Source organism: Lutibacter sp., assembly GCF_041555395.1.
Taxonomy (GTDB): Bacteria; Bacteroidota; Bacteroidia; order Flavobacteriales; family Flavobacteriaceae; genus Lutibacter.
Genome location: NZ_JBFFKM010000010.1, coordinates 1 through 19,825, shown reverse-complemented (window position 1 = coordinate 19,825; position 19,825 = coordinate 1). Strand labels below are relative to the sequence as shown.

19 protein-coding genes are annotated in these 19,825 nt (G+C 33.6%); 8 read left to right on the top strand and 11 right to left on the bottom strand.

Going from position 1 to position 19,825, the window contains the following annotated elements; all coding sequences use genetic code 11:
* Positions 1 to 27: 27 nt before the first annotated feature.
* Together ABY285_RS03975 and ABY285_RS03970 are read left to right on the top strand one after the other, a co-directional pair.
* Entirely contained in the window at positions 28 to 414 is a 387-nt protein-coding gene (locus tag ABY285_RS03975) for a heavy-metal-associated domain-containing protein (RefSeq protein ID WP_372767247.1), read from the top strand.
* A 64-nt stretch (positions 415 to 478) separates the two neighbouring features.
* On the top strand, positions 479 to 667 hold the full coding sequence (locus ABY285_RS03970; protein ID WP_372767245.1) for a hypothetical protein: 189 nt from the start codon (positions 479 to 481) through the stop codon (positions 665 to 667).
* A 60-nt stretch (positions 668 to 727) separates the two neighbouring features.
* Here ABY285_RS03970 and ABY285_RS03965 read toward each other — a convergent pair whose 3' ends face one another.
* Genes ABY285_RS03965 through mutY form a run of 5 tightly spaced genes read right to left on the bottom strand, consistent with a single transcriptional unit; the run spans position 728 to position 5,201 of the window.
* Positions 728 to 1,792, bottom strand: coding sequence for a COX15/CtaA family protein (locus tag ABY285_RS03965; RefSeq protein ID WP_372767243.1), 1,065 nt, complete (start codon positions 1,790 to 1,792; stop codon positions 728 to 730).
* Positions 1,774 to 2,343, bottom strand: coding sequence for a gliding motility lipoprotein GldD (gene gldD / locus ABY285_RS03960; RefSeq protein WP_372767241.1), 570 nt, complete (start codon positions 2,341 to 2,343; stop codon positions 1,774 to 1,776). Before gldD ends, ABY285_RS03965 begins: the two co-directional genes overlap by 19 nt.
* Positions 2,336 to 3,658 carry a gliding motility-associated protein GldE gene (locus ABY285_RS03955; RefSeq protein ID WP_372767239.1) on the bottom strand — a complete coding sequence of 441 codons (1,323 nt, stop codon included), beginning with the start codon at positions 3,656 to 3,658 and terminating at the stop codon, positions 2,336 to 2,338. Before ABY285_RS03955 ends, gldD begins: the two co-directional genes overlap by 8 nt.
* Positions 3,659 to 3,681: 23 nt before the next feature.
* Positions 3,682 to 4,122, bottom strand: coding sequence for a single-stranded DNA-binding protein (locus ABY285_RS03950; RefSeq protein ID WP_372767237.1), 441 nt, complete (start codon positions 4,120 to 4,122; stop codon positions 3,682 to 3,684).
* Positions 4,123 to 4,160: 38 nt separating this feature from the next.
* The gene (mutY, locus tag ABY285_RS03945; protein WP_372767306.1) at positions 4,161 to 5,201 is read right to left on the bottom strand and encodes an A/G-specific adenine glycosylase; all 1,041 of its coding nucleotides are present in this window, start codon (positions 5,199 to 5,201) and stop codon (positions 4,161 to 4,163) included.
* A gap of 131 nt (positions 5,202 to 5,332) precedes the next feature.
* Here mutY and ABY285_RS03940 point away from each other — a divergent pair, with 131 nt between their 5' ends.
* Together ABY285_RS03940 and ABY285_RS03935 are read left to right on the top strand one after the other, a co-directional pair.
* Positions 5,333 to 5,620: an HU family DNA-binding protein gene (locus ABY285_RS03940; protein WP_372767235.1), complete on the top strand. Its 288-nt coding sequence runs from the start codon at positions 5,333 to 5,335 to the stop codon at positions 5,618 to 5,620.
* A gap of 287 nt (positions 5,621 to 5,907) precedes the next feature.
* Complete coding sequence (locus ABY285_RS03935; protein WP_372767233.1) at positions 5,908 to 7,458, top strand: Rne/Rng family ribonuclease; 1,551 nt, start codon at positions 5,908 to 5,910, stop codon at positions 7,456 to 7,458.
* A gap of 51 nt (positions 7,459 to 7,509) precedes the next feature.
* Here the strand turns inward: ABY285_RS03935 and ABY285_RS03930 are convergent, their stop codons facing one another.
* Together ABY285_RS03930 and uvrC are read right to left on the bottom strand one after the other, a co-directional pair.
* Positions 7,510 to 9,723 carry a patatin-like phospholipase family protein gene (locus tag ABY285_RS03930; protein WP_372767231.1) on the bottom strand — a complete coding sequence of 738 codons (2,214 nt, stop codon included), beginning with the start codon at positions 9,721 to 9,723 and terminating at the stop codon, positions 7,510 to 7,512.
* On the bottom strand, positions 9,723 to 11,513 hold the full coding sequence (gene uvrC, locus ABY285_RS03925) for an excinuclease ABC subunit UvrC (RefSeq protein ID WP_372767229.1): 1,791 nt from the start codon (positions 11,511 to 11,513) through the stop codon (positions 9,723 to 9,725). The genes ABY285_RS03930 and uvrC overlap by 1 nt, the downstream gene beginning before the upstream one ends.
* 167 nt (positions 11,514 to 11,680) lie before the next feature.
* On the opposite strand from uvrC, the gene ABY285_RS03920 reads away from it, so the two are divergent.
* Positions 11,681 to 12,922 (top strand): aspartate aminotransferase family protein, encoded by a 1,242-nt coding sequence (locus ABY285_RS03920; RefSeq protein WP_372767227.1) that lies wholly within the window; start codon positions 11,681 to 11,683, stop codon positions 12,920 to 12,922.
* Here the strand turns inward: ABY285_RS03920 and ABY285_RS03915 are convergent.
* The 4 genes from ABY285_RS03915 to ABY285_RS03900 form a co-directional block, all read right to left on the bottom strand.
* On the bottom strand, positions 12,919 to 13,524 hold the full coding sequence (locus ABY285_RS03915; RefSeq protein ID WP_372767225.1) for a lipoprotein signal peptidase: 606 nt from the start codon (positions 13,522 to 13,524) through the stop codon (positions 12,919 to 12,921). The genes ABY285_RS03920 and ABY285_RS03915 overlap by 4 nt on opposite strands.
* Before the next feature lie 81 nt (positions 13,525 to 13,605).
* Positions 13,606 to 13,983, bottom strand: coding sequence for a TraR/DksA family transcriptional regulator (locus tag ABY285_RS03910; protein ID WP_372767223.1), 378 nt, complete (start codon positions 13,981 to 13,983; stop codon positions 13,606 to 13,608).
* 3 nt (positions 13,984 to 13,986) lie between these two features.
* Positions 13,987 to 17,394 (bottom strand): isoleucine--tRNA ligase, encoded by a 3,408-nt coding sequence (gene ileS / locus ABY285_RS03905; RefSeq protein WP_372767221.1) that lies wholly within the window; start codon positions 17,392 to 17,394, stop codon positions 13,987 to 13,989.
* Positions 17,395 to 17,528: 134 nt separating this feature from the next.
* Positions 17,529 to 18,269, bottom strand: a complete 741-nt coding sequence (locus tag ABY285_RS03900; RefSeq protein WP_372767219.1) for a TerB family tellurite resistance protein — start codon at positions 18,267 to 18,269, stop codon at positions 17,529 to 17,531.
* A gap of 183 nt (positions 18,270 to 18,452) precedes the next feature.
* Between ABY285_RS03900 and ABY285_RS03895 the strand changes: the two genes are divergently transcribed.
* The 3 genes from ABY285_RS03895 to ABY285_RS03885 form a co-directional block, all read left to right on the top strand.
* On the top strand, positions 18,453 to 18,863 hold the full coding sequence (locus ABY285_RS03895) for a BrxA/BrxB family bacilliredoxin (RefSeq protein WP_372767217.1): 411 nt from the start codon (positions 18,453 to 18,455) through the stop codon (positions 18,861 to 18,863).
* A gap of 91 nt (positions 18,864 to 18,954) precedes the next feature.
* Positions 18,955 to 19,344 (top strand): hypothetical protein, encoded by a 390-nt coding sequence (locus ABY285_RS03890; protein WP_372767215.1) that lies wholly within the window; start codon positions 18,955 to 18,957, stop codon positions 19,342 to 19,344.
* A 59-nt stretch (positions 19,345 to 19,403) separates the two neighbouring features.
* Positions 19,404 to 19,825: HD domain-containing protein (locus ABY285_RS03885; protein WP_372767214.1), on the top strand; the 422-nt coding region annotated here is incomplete at its 3' end.

Here is a 19,825-nt window from a genome sequence, read left to right as displayed (position 1 = left end):
TTCGCATCATTAATTAAACAGAAATTAATGATGCGAAAAGCAATATCAATAATAACATTGGCCTTTGTTTTATTTTCCTGCAATGAAGCTAAAAAAAATTCAGCAGTTGAAAAATCCGGGATTGAAAAACGAGAAGTTGCAGCAATTTATAAAAGCATAGAAGTTGAAATTGAAGGAATGACCTGCGAAATTGGCTGCGCCAAAACAATTGAGTCAAAATTATCTAAAGTTGAGGGCGTTACCTACTCAAAAGTTAACTTTGAAGAAAAAATTGGGCAATTCACATTTGATGAAAGCAAAATAAGCCAAGAAGATATTGCTAAAAAGATAGCCGGAATTGGTGGAGGCGCTTTATATAAGGCCACTAAAATAACTGAAATTGAAGAAATTAAAGAAATTGAAGAAATTAATTAATATTTTTTTTATTATTAATATATTTTGTTGTTAATTTGTACCAACAATAAAAATCGATCAAAAAATGAAACAAGTTAAATTTTTTATGGCAATTGCATTATTTGTAAGTGTATTTGCTGTTTCTTGTAAAGAAACACCTAAAGAAGAAGCTCCAGCTGTTGAAGTAACTGTTGAAGAAGCTCCTGCTGTTGAAGTAGACGTTGAAGTTGCTGTTGATACAGTAGCGGTTACAGTTGAAGAAGTACAAGAATAATTAGAGAAATCTTTATTTTTTACTCAAAAAACTAAAAGCTTCATTAATTTGAAGCTTTTTTTATGCCTTATGTTTTCTCAATGAATCGTATAAAAATAACAATCCCATAAAATATAAAAGGCCAACCAATTGATGGCTTACACCAAAAAACAACGGAATTTTACCCTGAACATTTAACACCGTCAAAATTCCAAGCACAACTTGAACCAACACTAAAATTAACGTAATGTTCAACCATTTTTTTGAAGATTCTTCAACTTTGCTTTTCAATTTAAAAAACATATAAATTGTTAATACAGCTAAAACATAAGCCAACATCCTGTGCGTAAATTGAATTAATGCCGGTGCAAATAAATAAGAGTCGTAATTAATCATATTGTCCCAACCCCAATTTGTTGAATTTAGCAATACGCCTGGGATAAATTCCCCATTCATATCGGGCCAGGAAGGATAATACAATCCGGCTTTCATTCCTGCCATAAGCCCGGCTGTTACCATTTGCACAAATGAAATACTTATAACAAATGGAATTATTTTTTTTGAAGCAATAAGCTTATTACTTCCCAATAAATAAACATCCGAAACAGTTTTAACCATCGCCCATATCACCAAAACGGCCAAAGTAAAATGGATGGTAAGCTTATAGGCGTTTACCCAGGGCCTGTTTACCAAACCGCTCTGAACCATAATCCAGCCTGCAGATGCCGTTAATATTGTCAACAAAATAACGATGCCCAACCGCTTTATTAAGAACAAATCGAGTTGCTTTTTAATCACAAAAATTATAAAAGGAATTAAAAAAATAAATCCCAGCGACCGCACCCAAAGTCGGTGAAAATATTCCCAGAAAAAAATAAATTTAAACTCCTGTATGGTAAGCGTTGAATTAATTTTATGGAACTGTGGCGTTTCTTTATAGAGTTCAAAAGCATTTACCCATTCTGTTTCATTTAACGGCGGAATAACACCAGTAATAATGTCCCACGTTGTTATTGATAATCCAGAGCCTGTAAGGCGGGTTATTCCTCCTAAAACAACTTGGCCAATTAACATAATTAGACCAATTAACAGCCAAATTCTAATTGTTTTTGTGTATTTAAAATTGATTATTGCTGTTTTTTCCATTCCAATGTTTCAATTAAATGAATGATGTCTTTTTCCATATATTTTACTGCCGGCACAATGGAATCGTAGTTTGGTCGTGTATAAAAATATAAGGCGCCGGAAAGCACATGATTCAAACTGTCGGTTGTTCTAAACTGAATATTTGTAGCTACATTTCCTTCAATATTGTACAATTTACCAAAAACCCTTTTTTCTAAATTTTCATAAGGCTTGGCGTTAATGGCATCGGCTTTTAAAGTATGTTCAAAAGTTAATTTTTCAACTTCCTTCAGAATTTCATCTAAATTATTGTTGATAGGCCTATAGGTAATATATATGGTGGCTCTTAGCTGCGGATATTCAATGCTTGCGGAGCAATTGTTATTAAATTTGATATTGGCTAAGTTTGAAATCTCAAAACTGTACGCACAATTTGATTCAATTTTTTGATAAGTTGGCACTGGATATTGAAGTTTTAAATAGGGTATTGGTTTTGGCAAAGTTTCTTTACCACAGGCAACTAAAATAAAAGTCAAAAAAAACACTGCACCAAAATTTTTCATTTTACTCATTTACGAACTCCCTGTTGATAGTCACCTTTATTTGTTTTATTCTTTTTTCGTCCATGAGTTCAACTTTAAATGAAAACTCGAAAAAAGTAATTATTTCTTGTTTCATAGGGAAATTTCCATGAATTTCTAAAATAAATCCGGCGAGTGTTTCAGATTCTCCCTTATTCTCATCAAATAATTGAGTATCTTCCATTTCCAATATTTTATAAAAATCTTTCAGATTGATTTTCCCATCAAATAAAAAATTATTTTCATCTATTTTTGAATAAAGTGCAGCATCGTGGTCGTACTCATCACTAATATCTCCAACAATTTCTTCAATTACATCTTCCAGAGTAACGATACCACAAGTTCCTCCATATTCATCAACAACTACCGCTAAATGATTTTTCTTTTCCTGAAATTCTTTCAGCAAATCGTCTAACTTTTTGTTTTCGGGAACAAAATACGGTTCCCTAATTAATTGTTGCCAATCAAAATTTTTCTTGTCTATATAAGGCAATAAATCCTTGGCGTATAAAACACCAATAATATCATCGACATTTTCCTTATAGACCGGAATTCTTGAAAACCCTTCATTTATAATTTTCGCAACAACATTTTCATAGGATTCATCTTTAGAAAGCGCAAAAATATCAATACGCGGAGTCATTATTTGCCCTGTTTCAGTATTTCCAAAACTCACGATTCCCTGAAGAATTTTTTGATCATCCTTAGTTGTGGTCTCGTTAGAAGTGAGTCCTAATGCCTGCGATAATTTTTCAACCGACAAACTTGATTTCTGTTTGCCTAAATTATTTTCAATAATATTGGTTAAACTCAACAACGGAAGGCTGATAAACGAGAGAAGCGACATCAAAATTTTAATGGGAAACACCATAAAAACCGAAAACTTCATAGAATTTCGGGAGGCATATAATTTTGGTAACACCTCACCAAAAAGTAAAATTAAAAAGGTAACTAAAACAACTTCAATTAAAAATTTCAACAGTTCCGATGCTATTTCAGCAAACAAAAAATCACCTATATAAGCAAAAATGAGGACGATTAATATATTTATAAAATTATTTGATACCAAAATAGTGGCCAACAATCTTTTTGGCTTTTCCAGCAATAAAGCAACCGATTTTTCTTTACCTGATTTAGATTCAGACGCTCTATTGAGATCAGTTTGGCTGAGTGAAAAGAAAGCAACTTCAGCTCCGGAAATTAATGCTGAAAGTATAAGCAATATAAAAAGTGTAACTATGCTCAGCACTTTTGATAAAACAGCGGCTGATAAAAGGAGTGATAAAAACGCGGGTTCAGGATCCAACTTAAATACAATTTAATTAAACTTTAGAATGGCAAATCATCCTCTTCATTTTCTTGTTTTGTGACACCTTTATTTGATGGCTCAGTCGGTTTTGCCTCCATTTGCGGAAGTGGTGCATTCAATTCTTTTTTGGTGGTTAAGAAAGTCATATCCGCCACATGAATTTCGGTGGTGTATCTTTTTGCTCCATCTTCACCTTCCCATTGTCGTGTTTTTATGCGACCTTCAAGATAAACCTTATCTCCTTTAGATAAATATTTTTCACAAATTTCAGCCAACTTATTTCTAACCACAATATTATGCCATTCTGTTGTGGTAACTTTTTCACCGGTTTGTCTGTTCGTATAAGTTTCATTTGTTGCCAAAGGAAAACGCCCAATAGCATTTCCGCCTTCAAAATAATGCATTTTTACTTCATCACCCAAATGTCCTATTAGTATAACTTTATTTATTGTCCCCGCCATTTTTTTAAGTGTTGATTAATTACCAAAAGTACTAAAATTTAGTTGATTTTATATCGATTTAAAAAATTATCAATCAATGCAGGAACCGGATATTTTTTTATTGTTTTCCAAGGAAGTGAAAAATTAGATGATGAACCGGTAGTCACCACCCAAAATTTTGTATAAATATGTTGATGGGTTAATTTGTGTACGAGTACTTCTTTATCAAAAAGTTCAACATTTACGTCTAAATCACAGAATAACTCCTTAAATATTTCATGTTCAATGAGTTGCTCTTCATCAATAATACTGTTCGTTTCTATTAATGGAAACTCATAAAGATTTTGCCATATTCCTGTTTTGCGCTTAACAATTTTAGTTTGATGGTCTCTTGAATGAATCACAATATAATTAAAGTGCCTTGTTTTAACTTTCGCTTTCTTTTCTTTTATGGGAAGGTCTTTAACGCTATTTTTCGACAAGGCAAAACAGCTGTTGTTTAAAGGACAAATTTCACAATCCGGATTGTTAGGTTTGCACATGAGTGCGCCAAATTCCATAATGGCCTGATTATACGTACCAGGATTTTCTTCATCAATTAACTGTTGTGCCAATTGTTTAAAAGTTTTAATTCCTCTGGAAGAGTTTATGGCTATGTCAATTCCAAAGTAACGCGCCAAAACACGATAAACATTTCCATCAACAACCGCCGTTGGTTCATTAAAACAAATTGAGGCAATTGCCGAAGCAGTATAATCGCCAACACCTTTTAGTTTTAAAAGTTCGTTATAGGTTATGGGAAAATTCCCGTTTAATTCATTTACAATATATTTTGCGGAAAAATGAAGGTTTCTGGCTCTGGAATAATAGCCCAGCCCTTGCCAAAGCTTTAATACCTGTTCTTCAGAAGCTGCTGCCAGATGAAAAACTGTCGGAAAATTTTTAATAAACTGAAAATAATAAGACATTCCTTGGTCAACTCGGGTTTGCTGCAAAATAATTTCGGAGACCCAAATAGTATATGGGTCAATTGTGGTGCGCCAAGGTAGATCTCTTTTATTGTGTAAATACCAGTATCTTAGTTGTTTAGAGAAAATCATCACTTTTTTTATAAAATACAATGATACATCTTTTAATTAATTAAATTTTAGTGAATTAACTTTTTGAATTTCATTATTATATCATATATTTGCCGTCTTAATTTTATAATAACATATAACCCATATTAAAAATGACGAAAGCAGAAATCGTATCAAATATTGCAGACAAATCTGGAATAGAAAAAGCAGATGTTTTAGCAACTGTTGAAGCGTTCATGGAAGAGGTAAAAAATTCTTTGGAAAAAGGAGACAATGTTTATTTAAGAGGTTTTGGAAGTTTTATCATTAAAACAAGAGCTGAAAAAACTGGAAGAAACATTTCAAAAAACACCACAATTAAAATTCCGGCTCACAACATCCCCTCATTTAAGCCTGCAAAAGTATTTGTAGAAGGTGTAAAAAGTAAGGTAGCGGTATAACCAACTTCAAAGTAGGTTAAAAATATTTATTAATATAAAAACAACTTTTAATTATGCCAAGCGGTAAAAAAAGAAAGAGAGCGAAAATATCGACTCATAAACGTAAAAAAAGAGCAAGAGCAAACAGACATAAAAAGAAAAAGTAAGCTTGGCTTACTTTTTTCTTTTCAATTTAAAAGTTCCTTGAAATAAATATTTGCAGTAAATGCAAATATTGTTGGGTATATTACCCTGTAAAACTTAGTATAAATCGTTCAGGTATTTATCTGAACACAAAACAATTCAGAGTGAAAACAGAATTAATAATTAGATCAAATTTCTCTGATATTGATTTTGCCTTATTAAAAGATGGTAGATTAACAGCACTAAACAATGAATCGACTGGCAATAAATTCTCCGTCGGAGATATTTTTTTAGCAAGAATCGGCAAAGTTCTATCTGGTTTAAATGCATCGTTTGTTGATGTAGGTTATGAAAAAGATGGTTTTTTGCATTATCATGATTTAGGAGCACAACTACTATCCTTAAATAAATTTATTAAAGGTATAACTACAGGTAAAATTAAAGATTTCACATTAAAGAATTTTCAACTAGAAAAGGATATTGACAAAAACGGAAGTATCGTTGATGTTCTAAAAACAGGTCAAAATTTATTAGTACAAATTGTAAAAGAGCCCATATCTACCAAAGGTCCGCGGATGAGTTCAGAAATATCCATTGCGGGTAGATATTTGGTATTGGTTCCTTTTTCTGACAGAGTTTCAGTTTCTCAAAAAATTAATGATCCGGAAGAAAAAGAACGATTAAAAAGACTAATCAAAAGCATTAAACCTAAAGGTTTTGGTGTCATTATAAGAACTGTGGCCGAAAATAAAAAAGTCGCAGAACTGGATAAGGATTTACAAAATTCTTTAGAACGATGGGTAGCCATGTGTAAACAAATTGTTACTGTCAAAACACAACAAACACCCATTAAAGTTTTAAGTGAATTAAACAGAGCCTCTTCCATTTTAAGAGATTTGTTTAATGATTCGTTTACAAGTATTGTAACTAATGACGAAATTTTGTTTTTAGAAATTAAAGAGTATTTACAAGAAATCGCGCCAAAAAAAGAGTCTATCGTGCAATTATACAAGTCACAAGTTCCCATTTTTGAAAAACATGGAATTGAACGCCAAATAAAAACATCATTTGGCAGAACAGTTTCTATGAGTAAGGGAGCTTATTTGGTTATTGAACATACCGAAGCACTTCATGTAATTGACGTAAACAGTGGCAATCGTTCAAACAAAGCCAACACACAAGCCGATACCGCACTTGAGGTTAATTTAATTGCGGCTTCTGAAATCGCAAGACAATTACAATTGCGAGATATGGGAGGTATTATTGTTGTTGATTTTATTGACATGAATTCCCCTGAACACAGGCAAAAACTTTTCGACCATTTAAAGGCTGAAATGGAATTTGACAAGACTAAACATAAAATATTACCGCCAAGCAAGTTTGGTTTGGTTCAAATTACCAGACAACGCGTGCGACCGGAATTGGTTATAAAAACTCAAGAACCTAATCCTAGCGGTGTTGGAGAAGTTGAATCTCCAATTATTTTGTTGGATAAAATTGAATCTGAACTTGAAAGACTCGTAATTTCAGAAGCGCATGTAAATATTACTTTAAATACACATCCTTTTATTGTAGCATACTTAAAAAAGGGATTTCCATCAATTCAAATGCGATGGTTCCTGAAATATAAAAAGTGGATCAAAATTTTACCTAGAATTACCTACCAATATTTAAGATTTGATTTTACCGATAATGAAGGTAAAATAATTGACTAAATAAGGCATCAATATCTAAAAAGTCCTGCAAATTTTGCAGGACTTTTTTTTTTAAAACCAATACCCAACGTTAAAATACCAGTAATTCTCCTTATGATCGGGTGACCAGGAATAATTAACTTCAATAGGTCCCAAAAAAGTATCCAATCCATAGCCAAGCATATAACCGGACTTTGTGTCTTCAAAAATCCTGCCTTCATTAAACAAATCACTTCCTACCCTAGCATAATTTGCCGTTGCCTGAAAATAATTTTTCGGTAAAAACTCATACCTAAACATAAAGGTTGAGTGAAGAAATGAATTCCCATTAAGTACGCCAAAATCATACCCGTTAAGTGGAATAAAAGTATTTATGAAATTTTCTCCATAACCTCCTACATTATATTCCAATGCCCTATTCAAATTTTCACCAATAGTTATCCCTGCCTCAGAAATAAAATGGGCAGTGAACTTATCAAAAAACGTATGTGCGAATCCTATTTTCCCTTTAAGTTGTGAAAAGGAAACAAAATTATTATTAAAATCAGAAGAGCCTAAATACCATCTGAAATCCACATCCAAATAGGCCCCTTCTTTTTGAAAATATTTTTTATCGTAAGTGTCAATTTTTAAATAGGCAATTAAATTTAAATAATTTGACCTGTCAAAGTATAATCTTCCGTTGATTGGTTCCCCATTATTTTCGAAACCAGAAATTGTTTCTGAATATACCTTAATCCTTTTAAATTCACCTCCAGCACCAATTGCGAATTTCCTGCCAAATACAGTTTGAAGATAAATCTGATTGGTTAAATCTTCATAATTTAAATTTATTTTATTTGCATTAGCCTCGTCAAATTTAACATTTGCATTAAAATTATTATATCTTGATTTCAGTCCAAAACTCCAATAAAATCCATTATCAATAAAATAATCAAAATTATACCTCAAATTGTCTCCCAATATTAAATCTGCCGACAGCAAATCATTGTTAGTCAAAATATGTTTTGAGGTCGCATTTAATAAAATTCCTGTATTGTATATATCATCATAATGTGCTCCTAATTTCAAAAAATTAGATACTTGATATTCTTTTACTTTAAGATTTATAATACAGCCATCATTTTCATGCGCTATTTGATACAGAACATTTTCAAAATTACCGGTAGCCGATAAATTATTAATGCTTTCAACTACCCTCTTATAATTAGTTGTTTCTCCAATCCTTAAATTTATTTTTCCTAAAATATAATCCCGCGTATAAGAATTGTTTCCGTCAATTTCAATTTGTTTTATACTAAATTCCTCAATTTGATCAATATCTGTTTTTCGATCTAAAGTATGCGTCTGCCTTTCCGCAATTGCTTTTAATTGGCCAAACTTATCACGTGCAGACATTTCGCCTTCCGCCATAATTTCTTTTATTTTATCAAAAGAAACAACATTATACAATTTTAAGTTTGGTTTTATGACCAATTCCAAACTATCATATTTATGCGCCATTGATTTATACATTTGAAAACCAACTATTTGATTTAATATTTTTACCGCTGAATTTAACTTTTCTTTACTGTCCAGTCCGCTTTGAATGTCAACCCCAATAATTACATCGGCTCCCATGGCTTTTACTTCTTCAACAGGAAAATTATTAGTTATTCCGCCATCAGTCAGCAACTTTCCATTAATCTCAACCGGAGCCAGTAATGTTGGAAATGCACCGCTTGCCAATATGGCTACCGGTAAAAACCCATTATTTAAAACTTCTTGTTGCCCCGTTTCTAAATTGGTCGCAATACAAACGAAAGGTATTGGCAACTCGCTAAAATCGCTAATATTATTTACATGCTGCGTTAATTGAGTTAATAAATTGAGTACGTTTTGCCCATTTGACAACGCGGTAGGCATCCCTAATTTCCCCTTTTTTATAGGGACCGTAAGTATGTATTTTTCGCCACTTTCCTTTTCATAAAATGGTTTGGATTTGCGCGGCAAATCATCTGTCAGAATTTTATTAAAATTTGTATCTCTAATAATGGAATCGAGTTGGTTTGCGCTATAACCTGAAGCGTACAAACCTCCAATAATGGCTCCCATACTGGTGCCTCCAATAAAATCTATGCGTACGCCCGCTTCTTCCAAAACCTTTAAAACGGCAACATGCGCAAACCCTTTTGCTCCTCCACCACTAAGGACAAGGCCTACTTTTATGTCTTTTTTTTCAACAACTTCCTGCGAAAATGAAAACGTCATAGAAAGTATAAAAACAAGCGGTAAAATTCTTTTCATTAATTTTTATTTTTTTGAAAATAGTTAAAAATAATAACGGCTTTCGATTTTCCAACAACATGCCCTAACTCATCAAATGATGCAAGCGCAACTCTTTTTGGCGATTTAAAATGCTTCAATAAAGATACAACAGTTTGTTTTCCAATACCTAAAATTTGTTCCAATTCATTATCCAGTGCGTTTTTACTTCTTTTATTTCGATGATGCGTTATACCAAATCTATGCGCTTCATTGCGTAATTGCTGAATAATTTTTAAGGTCTCAGAAGTTTTATTTAAATATAAAGGCACAGGATCACCTGGATAATAGATTTCTTCCAAACGCTTGGCGATTCCAACAATGGCAATTTTATGACGCAATCCTAAAATATCCAGACTTTTTAATGCTGAAGTCAATTGTCCTTTCCCACCGTCAATAACAATTAACTGAGGCAATTCTTGTCCTTCCTCCAGCAACCTTTTATATCTCCTGAAAACAACTTCTTCCATTGAAGCAAAATCATCAGGTCCTTCAACCGTTTTTATGTTATAATGCCTATAATCCTTCTTGCTTGCTTTACCGTTTTTGAACACCACACAGGCAGCAACCGGATTTGTTCCCTGAATATTTGAATTGTCAAAACATTCAATATATCTAGGTTCTGCAGTTAAGCGTAAATCCTTTTGCATTTGTGCCATAATTCTATTTACGTGCTTATCCGGATCTATAATTTTCAACTGTTTAAACTGCTCCTGCCGGTAATATTTGGCATTTCGTAAACTCAAATCTATAATTCTTTTCTTATCACCAAGTTTAGGTATTGTCACTTTTATGTTTTCTCCTAAATCCACTTCAAAAGGAACATAAACTTCAGTTGATTGTGAGTTAAATCGCTGCCTGATTTCAATAATTGCCAGTTCCAATAATTCTTTATCAGTTTCGTCCAGTTTCTTTTTAATTTCAACGGTATGAGATTGAATGATAGCCCCATTCGCTATTTTTAAAAAGTTTACGTAGCTATAGCTTTCATCGGATACAATTGAAAAAACATCCACATTTGATATTGAGGGGTTTACAACAGTAGATTTTGCCTGATAATTGCCCAAAACATCAATTTTTTCTTTAATTTTTTGAGCTTCTTCAAACTCCATTTCAGCGGAATAATAAATCATCAGGTCATAAAACTGCTGCAAAGATTCTTTAAAATTTCCTTTCACTATGTTTCTTATCGCCTGAATGTCTTTGTCGTAATCCATTTCTGCTTGAAGTCCCTCACAAGGTCCCTTGCAATTTCCAATATGAAAATCGAGGCAAATATTATATTTTTTAGTTTCAATGTTTTTTTCGCTTAAATCGTAACTGCATGAACGTAATTGATACAATTCTTTTATTAAATCCAATAAGGCTTTTGCCATTTTCACGGAAGGATAGGGTCCGTAATACTCTGAGCCATCTTTGATAACATTTCTTGTTAAAAAAATACGTGGAAAGCGCTCTTTTTTAATACAAATCCACGGATAGGTTTTGTCATCTTTCAGCATCACATTATAACGCGGCTGGTACTTTTTAATCAAATTGTTTTCCAGCAGCAAGGCGTCGGTTTCCGTATCCACAACAATATGTTCAATTGTTGCAATTTTCTTCACCAACACATTTGTTTTGGCAATTTCATGGGTTTTATTAAAGTACGATGAAACCCTTTTCTTCAAGTTCTTGGCTTTTCCTACATATAAAATAGTCCCGTTTTTATCATAGTACTGATAAACACCGGGAAGAGATGGCAATGTCTTTATTTGAATTTCTAATTCCAAAAAGCGGTATGATTTAAAAAAATAAAATTACAGATTTTTTATTGAATTTGTATTGTTCTTGTCTAAAGTAAAGTTTTGGTTATTTTTAACAACAAAAAATGTGTAATTTTGCGAAAAGTATAAAAATTGATCTTTAATCAAGGTGTTTTTTATTAATAATTAGAAATATGAAGTACTGGAAAAAATATACAAGAGAGAAATTAATAAAACGCATTGATGAAGCGCTGGAATCAACCATTGATTTTCAAAGCAGCAAATATTTGGGCTATCCAGTCTCCAAATTAGATGAAAATGTATTTAATACAAGCGGGGCTTTTTTGAGTGAATCGCCTTTGTTAAAATCGTATATCGCAAATCCCAATAATATTGGCTGTCATACTTTAGGAAAATCGGAAGAAGCTTTTAAAGGCTCCCAGGAACTCGAAAAAGAAGTAATTCAAGTATTGGCCGTTGATATTTTTAAGGCTAAAGAAAATGAATATGACGGTTATATTGCAACTGGCGGCACCGAAGCAAATATGCAGGCACTTTGGATTTACAGAAATCTTTTTAAAAAGAAATACCACGCAACTTTAGAAGAAATGGTTATTTTATCTTCTGAAGACACGCATTATTCGGTTCATAAAGGGTCCAATATATTAAATGTGGAAAACGTCAGCATTCCGGTCGATTTTAATTCGAGGGAGATTCATGTTGAAGCACTTGACGCTATCGTAAAAAAATTAATTAACGAAGGCAAAAAATACTTTATGGTCATTTCGAATATGGCGACAACCATGTTTGGCTCGGTTGACAACCCCGATATTTATGCCGAAATATTAACAAAACATCATGTCCCTTTTAAAATACATGTTGATGGTGCTTTTGGCGGATTTATATACCCAATTTCCAACAGGCAATCCACCATTAATTTTGAAAACCCTCATGTTTCTTCAATCACCATTGATGCACATAAAATGTTGCAAGCGCCTTATGGAACAGGTGTGTTTTTATGCAGAAAAGGCCTAATTGAAAATGTGCTTACCAAAGAAGCGCAATATGTTGACGGAATGGATTTAACAATGGTTGGAAGCCGCTCCGGAGCCAATGCCATTGCTGTTTGGATGATTTTATTCAGTTATGGATATTATGGCTGGTTTGAAAAAATAAGTACACTCTTGTTGCGTACTGAATGGTTTTGCGCGCAATTAGACGACTTAAATATTGCTTATTACAGAGACCCGTTTATGAATATTGTCACCATAAAATCGGAGTTTGTACCTGAAAATATTGCACATAAATTTGGTTTGGTTCCAGAAACTCATGAAGGAGACAACAAATGGTATAAAGTGATCATGATGAGCCATGTGGAAATTGATGATCTGTCAAAATTTGTTGAGGAATTAAGAACTCAACGCCTGAAATTTTAATTATTTTCTTCAGTCTCTTTTGGAAATGCTTTTTTGTTGAAGAAAATTAAAATGCCTACCGCTATAGAAATTGAAGCGTCTGCGATGTTAAAAATAGCATTAAAAAAAGTAAAAGGTTTTCCTCCCCAAAAAGGTACCCAGCCAGGTAAATCCCCACTCCAAATAGGGAAATATAGCATGTCTACCACTTTACCGTGAAATAATGTACCGTAAGGTTTGTCGGCAAACAACGTTGCAACAGCATTTCTGGGCGTATCGAATATGACACCGTAGAAAACAGAATCTATAATATTTCCCATTGCTCCAGCGAAAATCAGAGAAATGGTAATTATCAGAATAGTTGGCGCGTTTTTTTTAACGGAGCTATAAAGCCAATATCCTATTCCGGTAATGGCAAACAGCCTAAAAACTGTTAAGAATAATTTACCGGTTTTACCGCCAAATTCAGCACCCCAGGCCATTCCGTTATTTTCAATAAAATGAATGCGGAACCAATCAAAAACAAGGACCTCTTCACCATACAAAAAATTAGTTTTTATATATATTTTGCTAATTTGATCAATTAACAATATTAAAATTATAATGATGATGGGTTTTTTCAATGGTAGTAAATTATTTATGCGTATTAAAAAATGAAGCCCCCTCCACTTAGGAAGCTTCTTATTTATAAGATTTAAAATTTATTATTGTTGCATGTTTTTTGCCTCAATGCTCAAAGTTGCATGTGGTACTAATTTTAAACGTTCCTTTTGAATTAATTTACCGGTTACGCGACAAACTCCATAGGTTTTGTTTTCAATGCGCTGCAAGGCATTTTTTAAATCGCGAATAAATTTTTCCTGACGAATCGCCAATTGCACATTTGCTTCTTTTGACATAGTTTCTGAACCTTCTTCAAAAGCTTTAAACGTCGGTGAAGTGTCATCAGTGCCATTATCGCTATCGTTTTTAAAGGTGCTTTTTATCAATGCCAAATCCTCCTGAGCATATTCAATTTTTTTTAAAATCAATTCCTTAAACTCAGCCAAGTCTTTATCTGAATATCTATTATTATCGTCCATATCCTAATTTTTCTTTATTAATATTTTCGTTTTTACATCGTCAAAGGCAATTTCTGTACCATTTTCTAATTTATCCGCAAAAACGAGTTCTTTCGTTAAAGTTTCTGTTTTAATATAGTGTTCATTTGCCTCAATTGAACGCTCTAATATATCATTTTTTTGAATAACTAAAGTAATTTTGTCAGTAACTTCCAGTCCCGAATCCTTACGTAAATTCTGAACCCTGTTTACCAACTCTCTAGCATTTCCTTCCATCCTTAAATCATCAGTAATTGTAATGTCTAAAGCAACCGTTAAACCGCCCTGATTGGCCACTAACCATCCTTCAATATCCTGTGAAGCGATTTCAACTTCACTGAGGCTTAAATTTACAACTTTATCATTTATAACCAACGATATTTCTTGCTGTTTTTCAACAGTTGCGATATCTTTTTGTGTTAAATTTTGGATAGCTTCGGATATTATTTTCATATCTTTTCCAAACCTTGGTCCCAACACCTTAAAATTAGGTTTAATGGTTTTCACCACTATTCCCGAAGCATCATCAATCAATTCAATTTCTTTGACGTTCACTTCCGATTTAATTAGGTTTTCAACAGCTAAAATTTCCTGCCTTTCTTCTTCATTTAACACCGGAATCATAATTCTTTGCAAGGGCTGACGCACTTTTATCATTTCCTTTTTACGCAATGATAAAACCATAGATGCTATTTTTTGAGCCTGTTGCATTTTATGCTCTAACTTATTGTCTACTAAACTTTTATCATACGCTGGAAAATTTGCCAAATGTATGGATTCAAATTTTTCTTTTTCAGAAACATTTGTTAAATCTTTGTAAAGATTGTCCATAAAAAATGGTGCAATTGGAGAGCCCAATTTCGCCACCGTTAACAGACAAGTGTATAGTGTTTGATATCCTGAAACTTTATCTTTTTCGTAATCACCTTTCCAAAAACGTCTTCTACTTAAGCGCACAAACCAGTTGCTTAGATTTTCTGAAACAAAATCCTGAATGGCACGAGCCGCTTTTGTTGGCTCATAATCTTCATAAAAACTTTCAACATTTTTAATTAAGGTATTGAGTTCAGATAAAATCCAACGATCAATTTCAGGTCTTTCATTTATAGCGATTTCTTCTTCGGAATAGGAAAAATTATCCAAATTTGCATACAATGAAAAGAAGGAATACGTATTGTAAATTGTTCCAAAGAATTTTCTTCGAACCTCATCAATGCCTTCAATGTCAAATTTTAAATTGTCCCATGGATTTGCATTTGAAATCATGTACCAACGAGTTGCATCGGCACCATATTTATCCATAGTTTCAAAAGGGTCAACTGCATTACCCAATCGCTTCGACATTTTTTTGCCTTCCTTGTCCAATACCAATCCGTTTGACACTACATTTTTATAAGCAACAGAATCAAAAACCATGGTTCCTATAGCGTGAAGCGTGTAAAACCAACCTCTGGTTTGGTCAACGCCTTCAGCAATAAAATCGGCTGGAAAGAATTTATTTTCGTCTATTAATTCCCTGTTTTCGAACGGATAATGCCATTGAGCATAAGGCATAGAACCTGAATCGAACCAAACATCAATTAAATCGGCTTCGCGTTTCATTGGTTTTCCCGAAGCGGAAACTAAGACAATTTCATCCACAACATTTTTATGAAGGTCAATTTTATCATAGTTTTCTTCGCTCATATTTCCCACCTCAAACGCTGAAAATATATCCTTCTTCATGGTGCCTGCATCAACGGAACGTTTCATTTCTGCTTTTAATTCTTCAACCGACCCTATAAATATTTCTTCCGTTCCGTCTTCAGTTCTCCAAATTGGCAATGGAATCCCCCAATAACGTGATCGTGACAAGTTCCAGTCGTTCGCATTTTTCAGCCAGTTGCCAAATCGGCCTTCGCCGGTTGATTTTGGTTTCCAGTTAATCGTACTATTTAATTCAAACATTCTATCACGCTTCTCGGTAACTTTAATAAACCAGGAATCTAACGGGTAGTACAATATCGGTTTATCCGTTCTCCAGCAATGCGGATAACTGTGACGGTACTTTTCTACGTTGAATGCCTTATTTTCTTCTTTTAATTTTATGGCAATATCGACGTCTAATGAACGCTCCGGAGCTTCACCTTCGTCATAATATTCGTTTTTTACATATTTGCCTGCAAACTCACCCATGTGTTTAGTGAATCTCCCTTGTAAATCAACCAACGGAACAGGATTTCCAAAATCATCCAACACCAACATAGGCGGCACTTCAGGATTTGCCTGTTTCGCAACCATAGCATCATCGGCTCCAAAGGTTGGGGCCGTGTGAACAATTCCTGTACCGTCTTCCGTAGTCACAAAATCCCCCGAAATTATCCTAAATGCATTTTCTGGGTTTTTATATGGAAGTGCATAAGTCATTAATTGCTCATATTTTGACTCTAAAATATCCGTTCCTTTAAATTCTTTTAAAACAAAAAATGGAATTTTCTTGTCGTTTTCATGATAGCTCAACAAATCAACTTCATTTTCAACAGCTAAGAATTTAGCTGAAAATTGTTTGCTTACCAATGCTTTTGCCAAAATTACATTGATAGGTTCAAAAGTATATTGGTTGAAAGATTTCACTAAAACATAGTCAATTTTTTTCCCTACTGTTAGCGCTGTATTTGAAGGAAGCGTCCAGGGAGTTGTTGTCCAGGCTAAAAAATAAATCTCACCGTCAACTTCTTGCAAAAACTGAGGCAGGGTGTTTTTTATTGCTTTAAACTGTGCAACAGCTGTTGTATCAGTTACATCCTGATAAGTTCCCGGCTGATTTAGCTCATGAGAACTTAAACCTGTTCCGGCTTTTGGAGAATAAGGCTGAATGGTGTATCCCTTATAAATCAATCCTTTCTTATACAATTGGGAAAGCAGCCACCAAACTGTTTCCATATATTTTGGTTTGTAGGTCACATAAGGATCTTCCATATCAACCCAATAGCCAATGCGTTTGGTTAAATCGTTCCAAACATCCGTATATCGCATGACCGCATTTTTACATGCTTCATTATATTCTTCAACGGAAATTTTTTTTCCGATATCTTCTTTGGTAATTCCCAATTCCTTTTCAACACCCAATTCAATAGGTAAACCATGCGTATCCCAGCCTGCTTTTCGTTTAACCTGAAATCCCTGAAGGGTTTTATAACGACAAAAAATATCTTTAATGGCACGAGCCATCACGTGATGAATTCCCGGTAATCCATTTGCAGAAGGAGGTCCTTCATAAAATACATAGGATTTCTTTTCGTCTCTTGTGCTAATACTTTTTTCGAAAATATGTTCCGCTTCCCAAAACGCCAAAGTCTCTTCCGCTACTTTAGTGAGGTCCAATCCTTTATATTCTCTAAATTTTTTGCTCATTTTATGCCCTTAAATCAATTAGTGTGCGAAATTACGTATTTTATTGAAAATATCATTTCATAAATTGTAAAAAAATACAGACTAATTTTAGGCTGAAATAGTAGTAATTTTGATTAAAATTGAAAGAAAAAATATTACAAGCCTCTTTCTTTTTGAATTTGTTCATAGGCCTTGCTCACCTGCTTGAATTTTTCTTCAGCACCTTTTATATGTTCTTCGCCAAGATGCTGCAGTTTATCCGGATGGTATTTTTTCGCCATTTTTCGGTATGCCAATTTTAACTGGTTATTGTCAGCTGTTTTATCAATTTCTAAAATTGTATAAGCGCTATCGGAACTACTGTAAAACATCGCTTTTATGGATTCAAAATCGTGTGGACTAACATAAAGATAGCCTGCAATGGTTTTTATGGCATTTACCTCAACTTCAAGAACGGCTCCGTCCGAATTCGCAATGCCAAACAAAAAGTGAACCAGCTGCAAACGTGAAGCATGCGTTAAATTTTGACGTATTTGCGTGCAAACTTGAAGTGTTGATATTTGGTTGTTTTTAATAAATACATTGAATAATTTATATGCGTTAATAGCGCGTTCTTCTCCGTACATTTGCTTAAAATGATCTCTGACATACAACAATTCGCGCTCATCTATTTTTTCGTCGGCTTTAATAACAACTGACGATAATAACAATAAGCTTATTTCAAAATCTCCAGATTGTACGTTTCTTCCTGTTGATCCATATGTTCTTGCGAGTTCAATATCTTCTCTTGAAAATCCATCAATAAAACTGCCAACTGCAAAACCTAAAATACTTCCGATTGGACCTCCCAGCGTAAAACCAAGTCCTGCTCCCAACCATTTAACGAAATTCCCCATAATTTTAATTTAATGGCCAAAGATACATTGATTTGTCAGTATCCTAAAAGTTAACGGCATTACAATTGTTAAAAAAGTTATAAATTTTTTTAACCAAGAGATAATTAAAATTTGTGTTTAGTCATTTCATATTTAAACTCTTATATTTGTACCTAAATTACATTTAACTAAAAAAATAAAAATATGTATCCACCAGAATTGGTAAAACCCATGCAAGCGGAGCTTGAAAATGCAGGTTTTATATCATTACATAACGCTCAGGAAGTTGAAGCAGCCTTAAAAAAAGAAGGCACCACATTGGTTGTTGTTAATTCCGTTTGTGGTTGTGCCGCCGGTACAGCACGTCCCGGAGCAGTTGTTTCTTTACAATATGATAAAACACCAACAAATTTAGTAACAGTTTTTGCAGGTGTTGACAGTGAAGCCACAGCAAAAGCACGTGAAAATATGATTCCATTTCCTCCATCATCACCGGCAATTGCCTTGTTTAAAGATGGTGTTTTGGTTCATATGTTAGAGCGTCATCATATTGAAGGACGACCTGCTGAAGTGATTGCTTCAAATTTAGCCTCTGCTTACGAGGAGTTTTGTTAAAATAAACATTCTCTCATTTTTATAAACTATTTGATTTTCAATGAAGCAGTTGATTTCTAAATACTCAATACTTATAATAAAATCTATATTTATGAAAATCTTTAAAAACACCTTAAAAACGATTGCCTTATTGGCAATCGTTTTTAGTTGCACAAATAATTCCGAATCAGGCAAAGAAGAAGATTTGGCCGAACTAACTGCTTTGCAAGAGGAGATTGAACTGTTAATTGATTCAGGCATATGTTCAGAAAATGCAAGTTGCGATTATATTGCCTTCGGAAGCAAAGCTTGCGGCGGACCAAAAACCTACCTCGTGTACAGCACTTCAATTGATATTGTATTGCTTCAGCAAAAAGCAGCAACTTACAACGCGCTTGAAAATGCCTACAACAAAAAATGGGGGGTTATTTCAGATTGCTCTTATGTTTTACCGCCCAACGAAGTTACTTGTATAAACGGAAAGTGTACAGCGGTAAATTAATGCTGAAAAATAGTTATTTAAAACTGCTGATTTTATCGGCAGTTTTTTAATTTTATACCATGAACAAACAACATATAATTTCAAATACTGAATATTTTGTAAAAGAAACTTTAATAAATGCCGAAGGCGGTCATGACTGGTTTCATATTTTACGCGTTTGGAATAATGCGAAATTAATTTCAAAGAATGAAAATGTTGATGGATTTGTGGTGGAGCTGGGTGCCTTGTTGCACGATATTGCCGATTCAAAATTTCATGACGGAGATGAAACTATTGGACCTAAGATAGCCCGTGAGTTTTTAGAAAGTCAATTTGTCGAGGATTCCATTATCATCCATATTGAAAATATTATCAGTAATATTTCTTTCAAAGGCGGAAATTTTGAACAAACATTCAATTCCAGAGAACTTGAAGTAATTCAAGATGCCGACAGATTAGATGCGATTGGCGCAGTTGGAATTGCACGGACATTTAATTACGG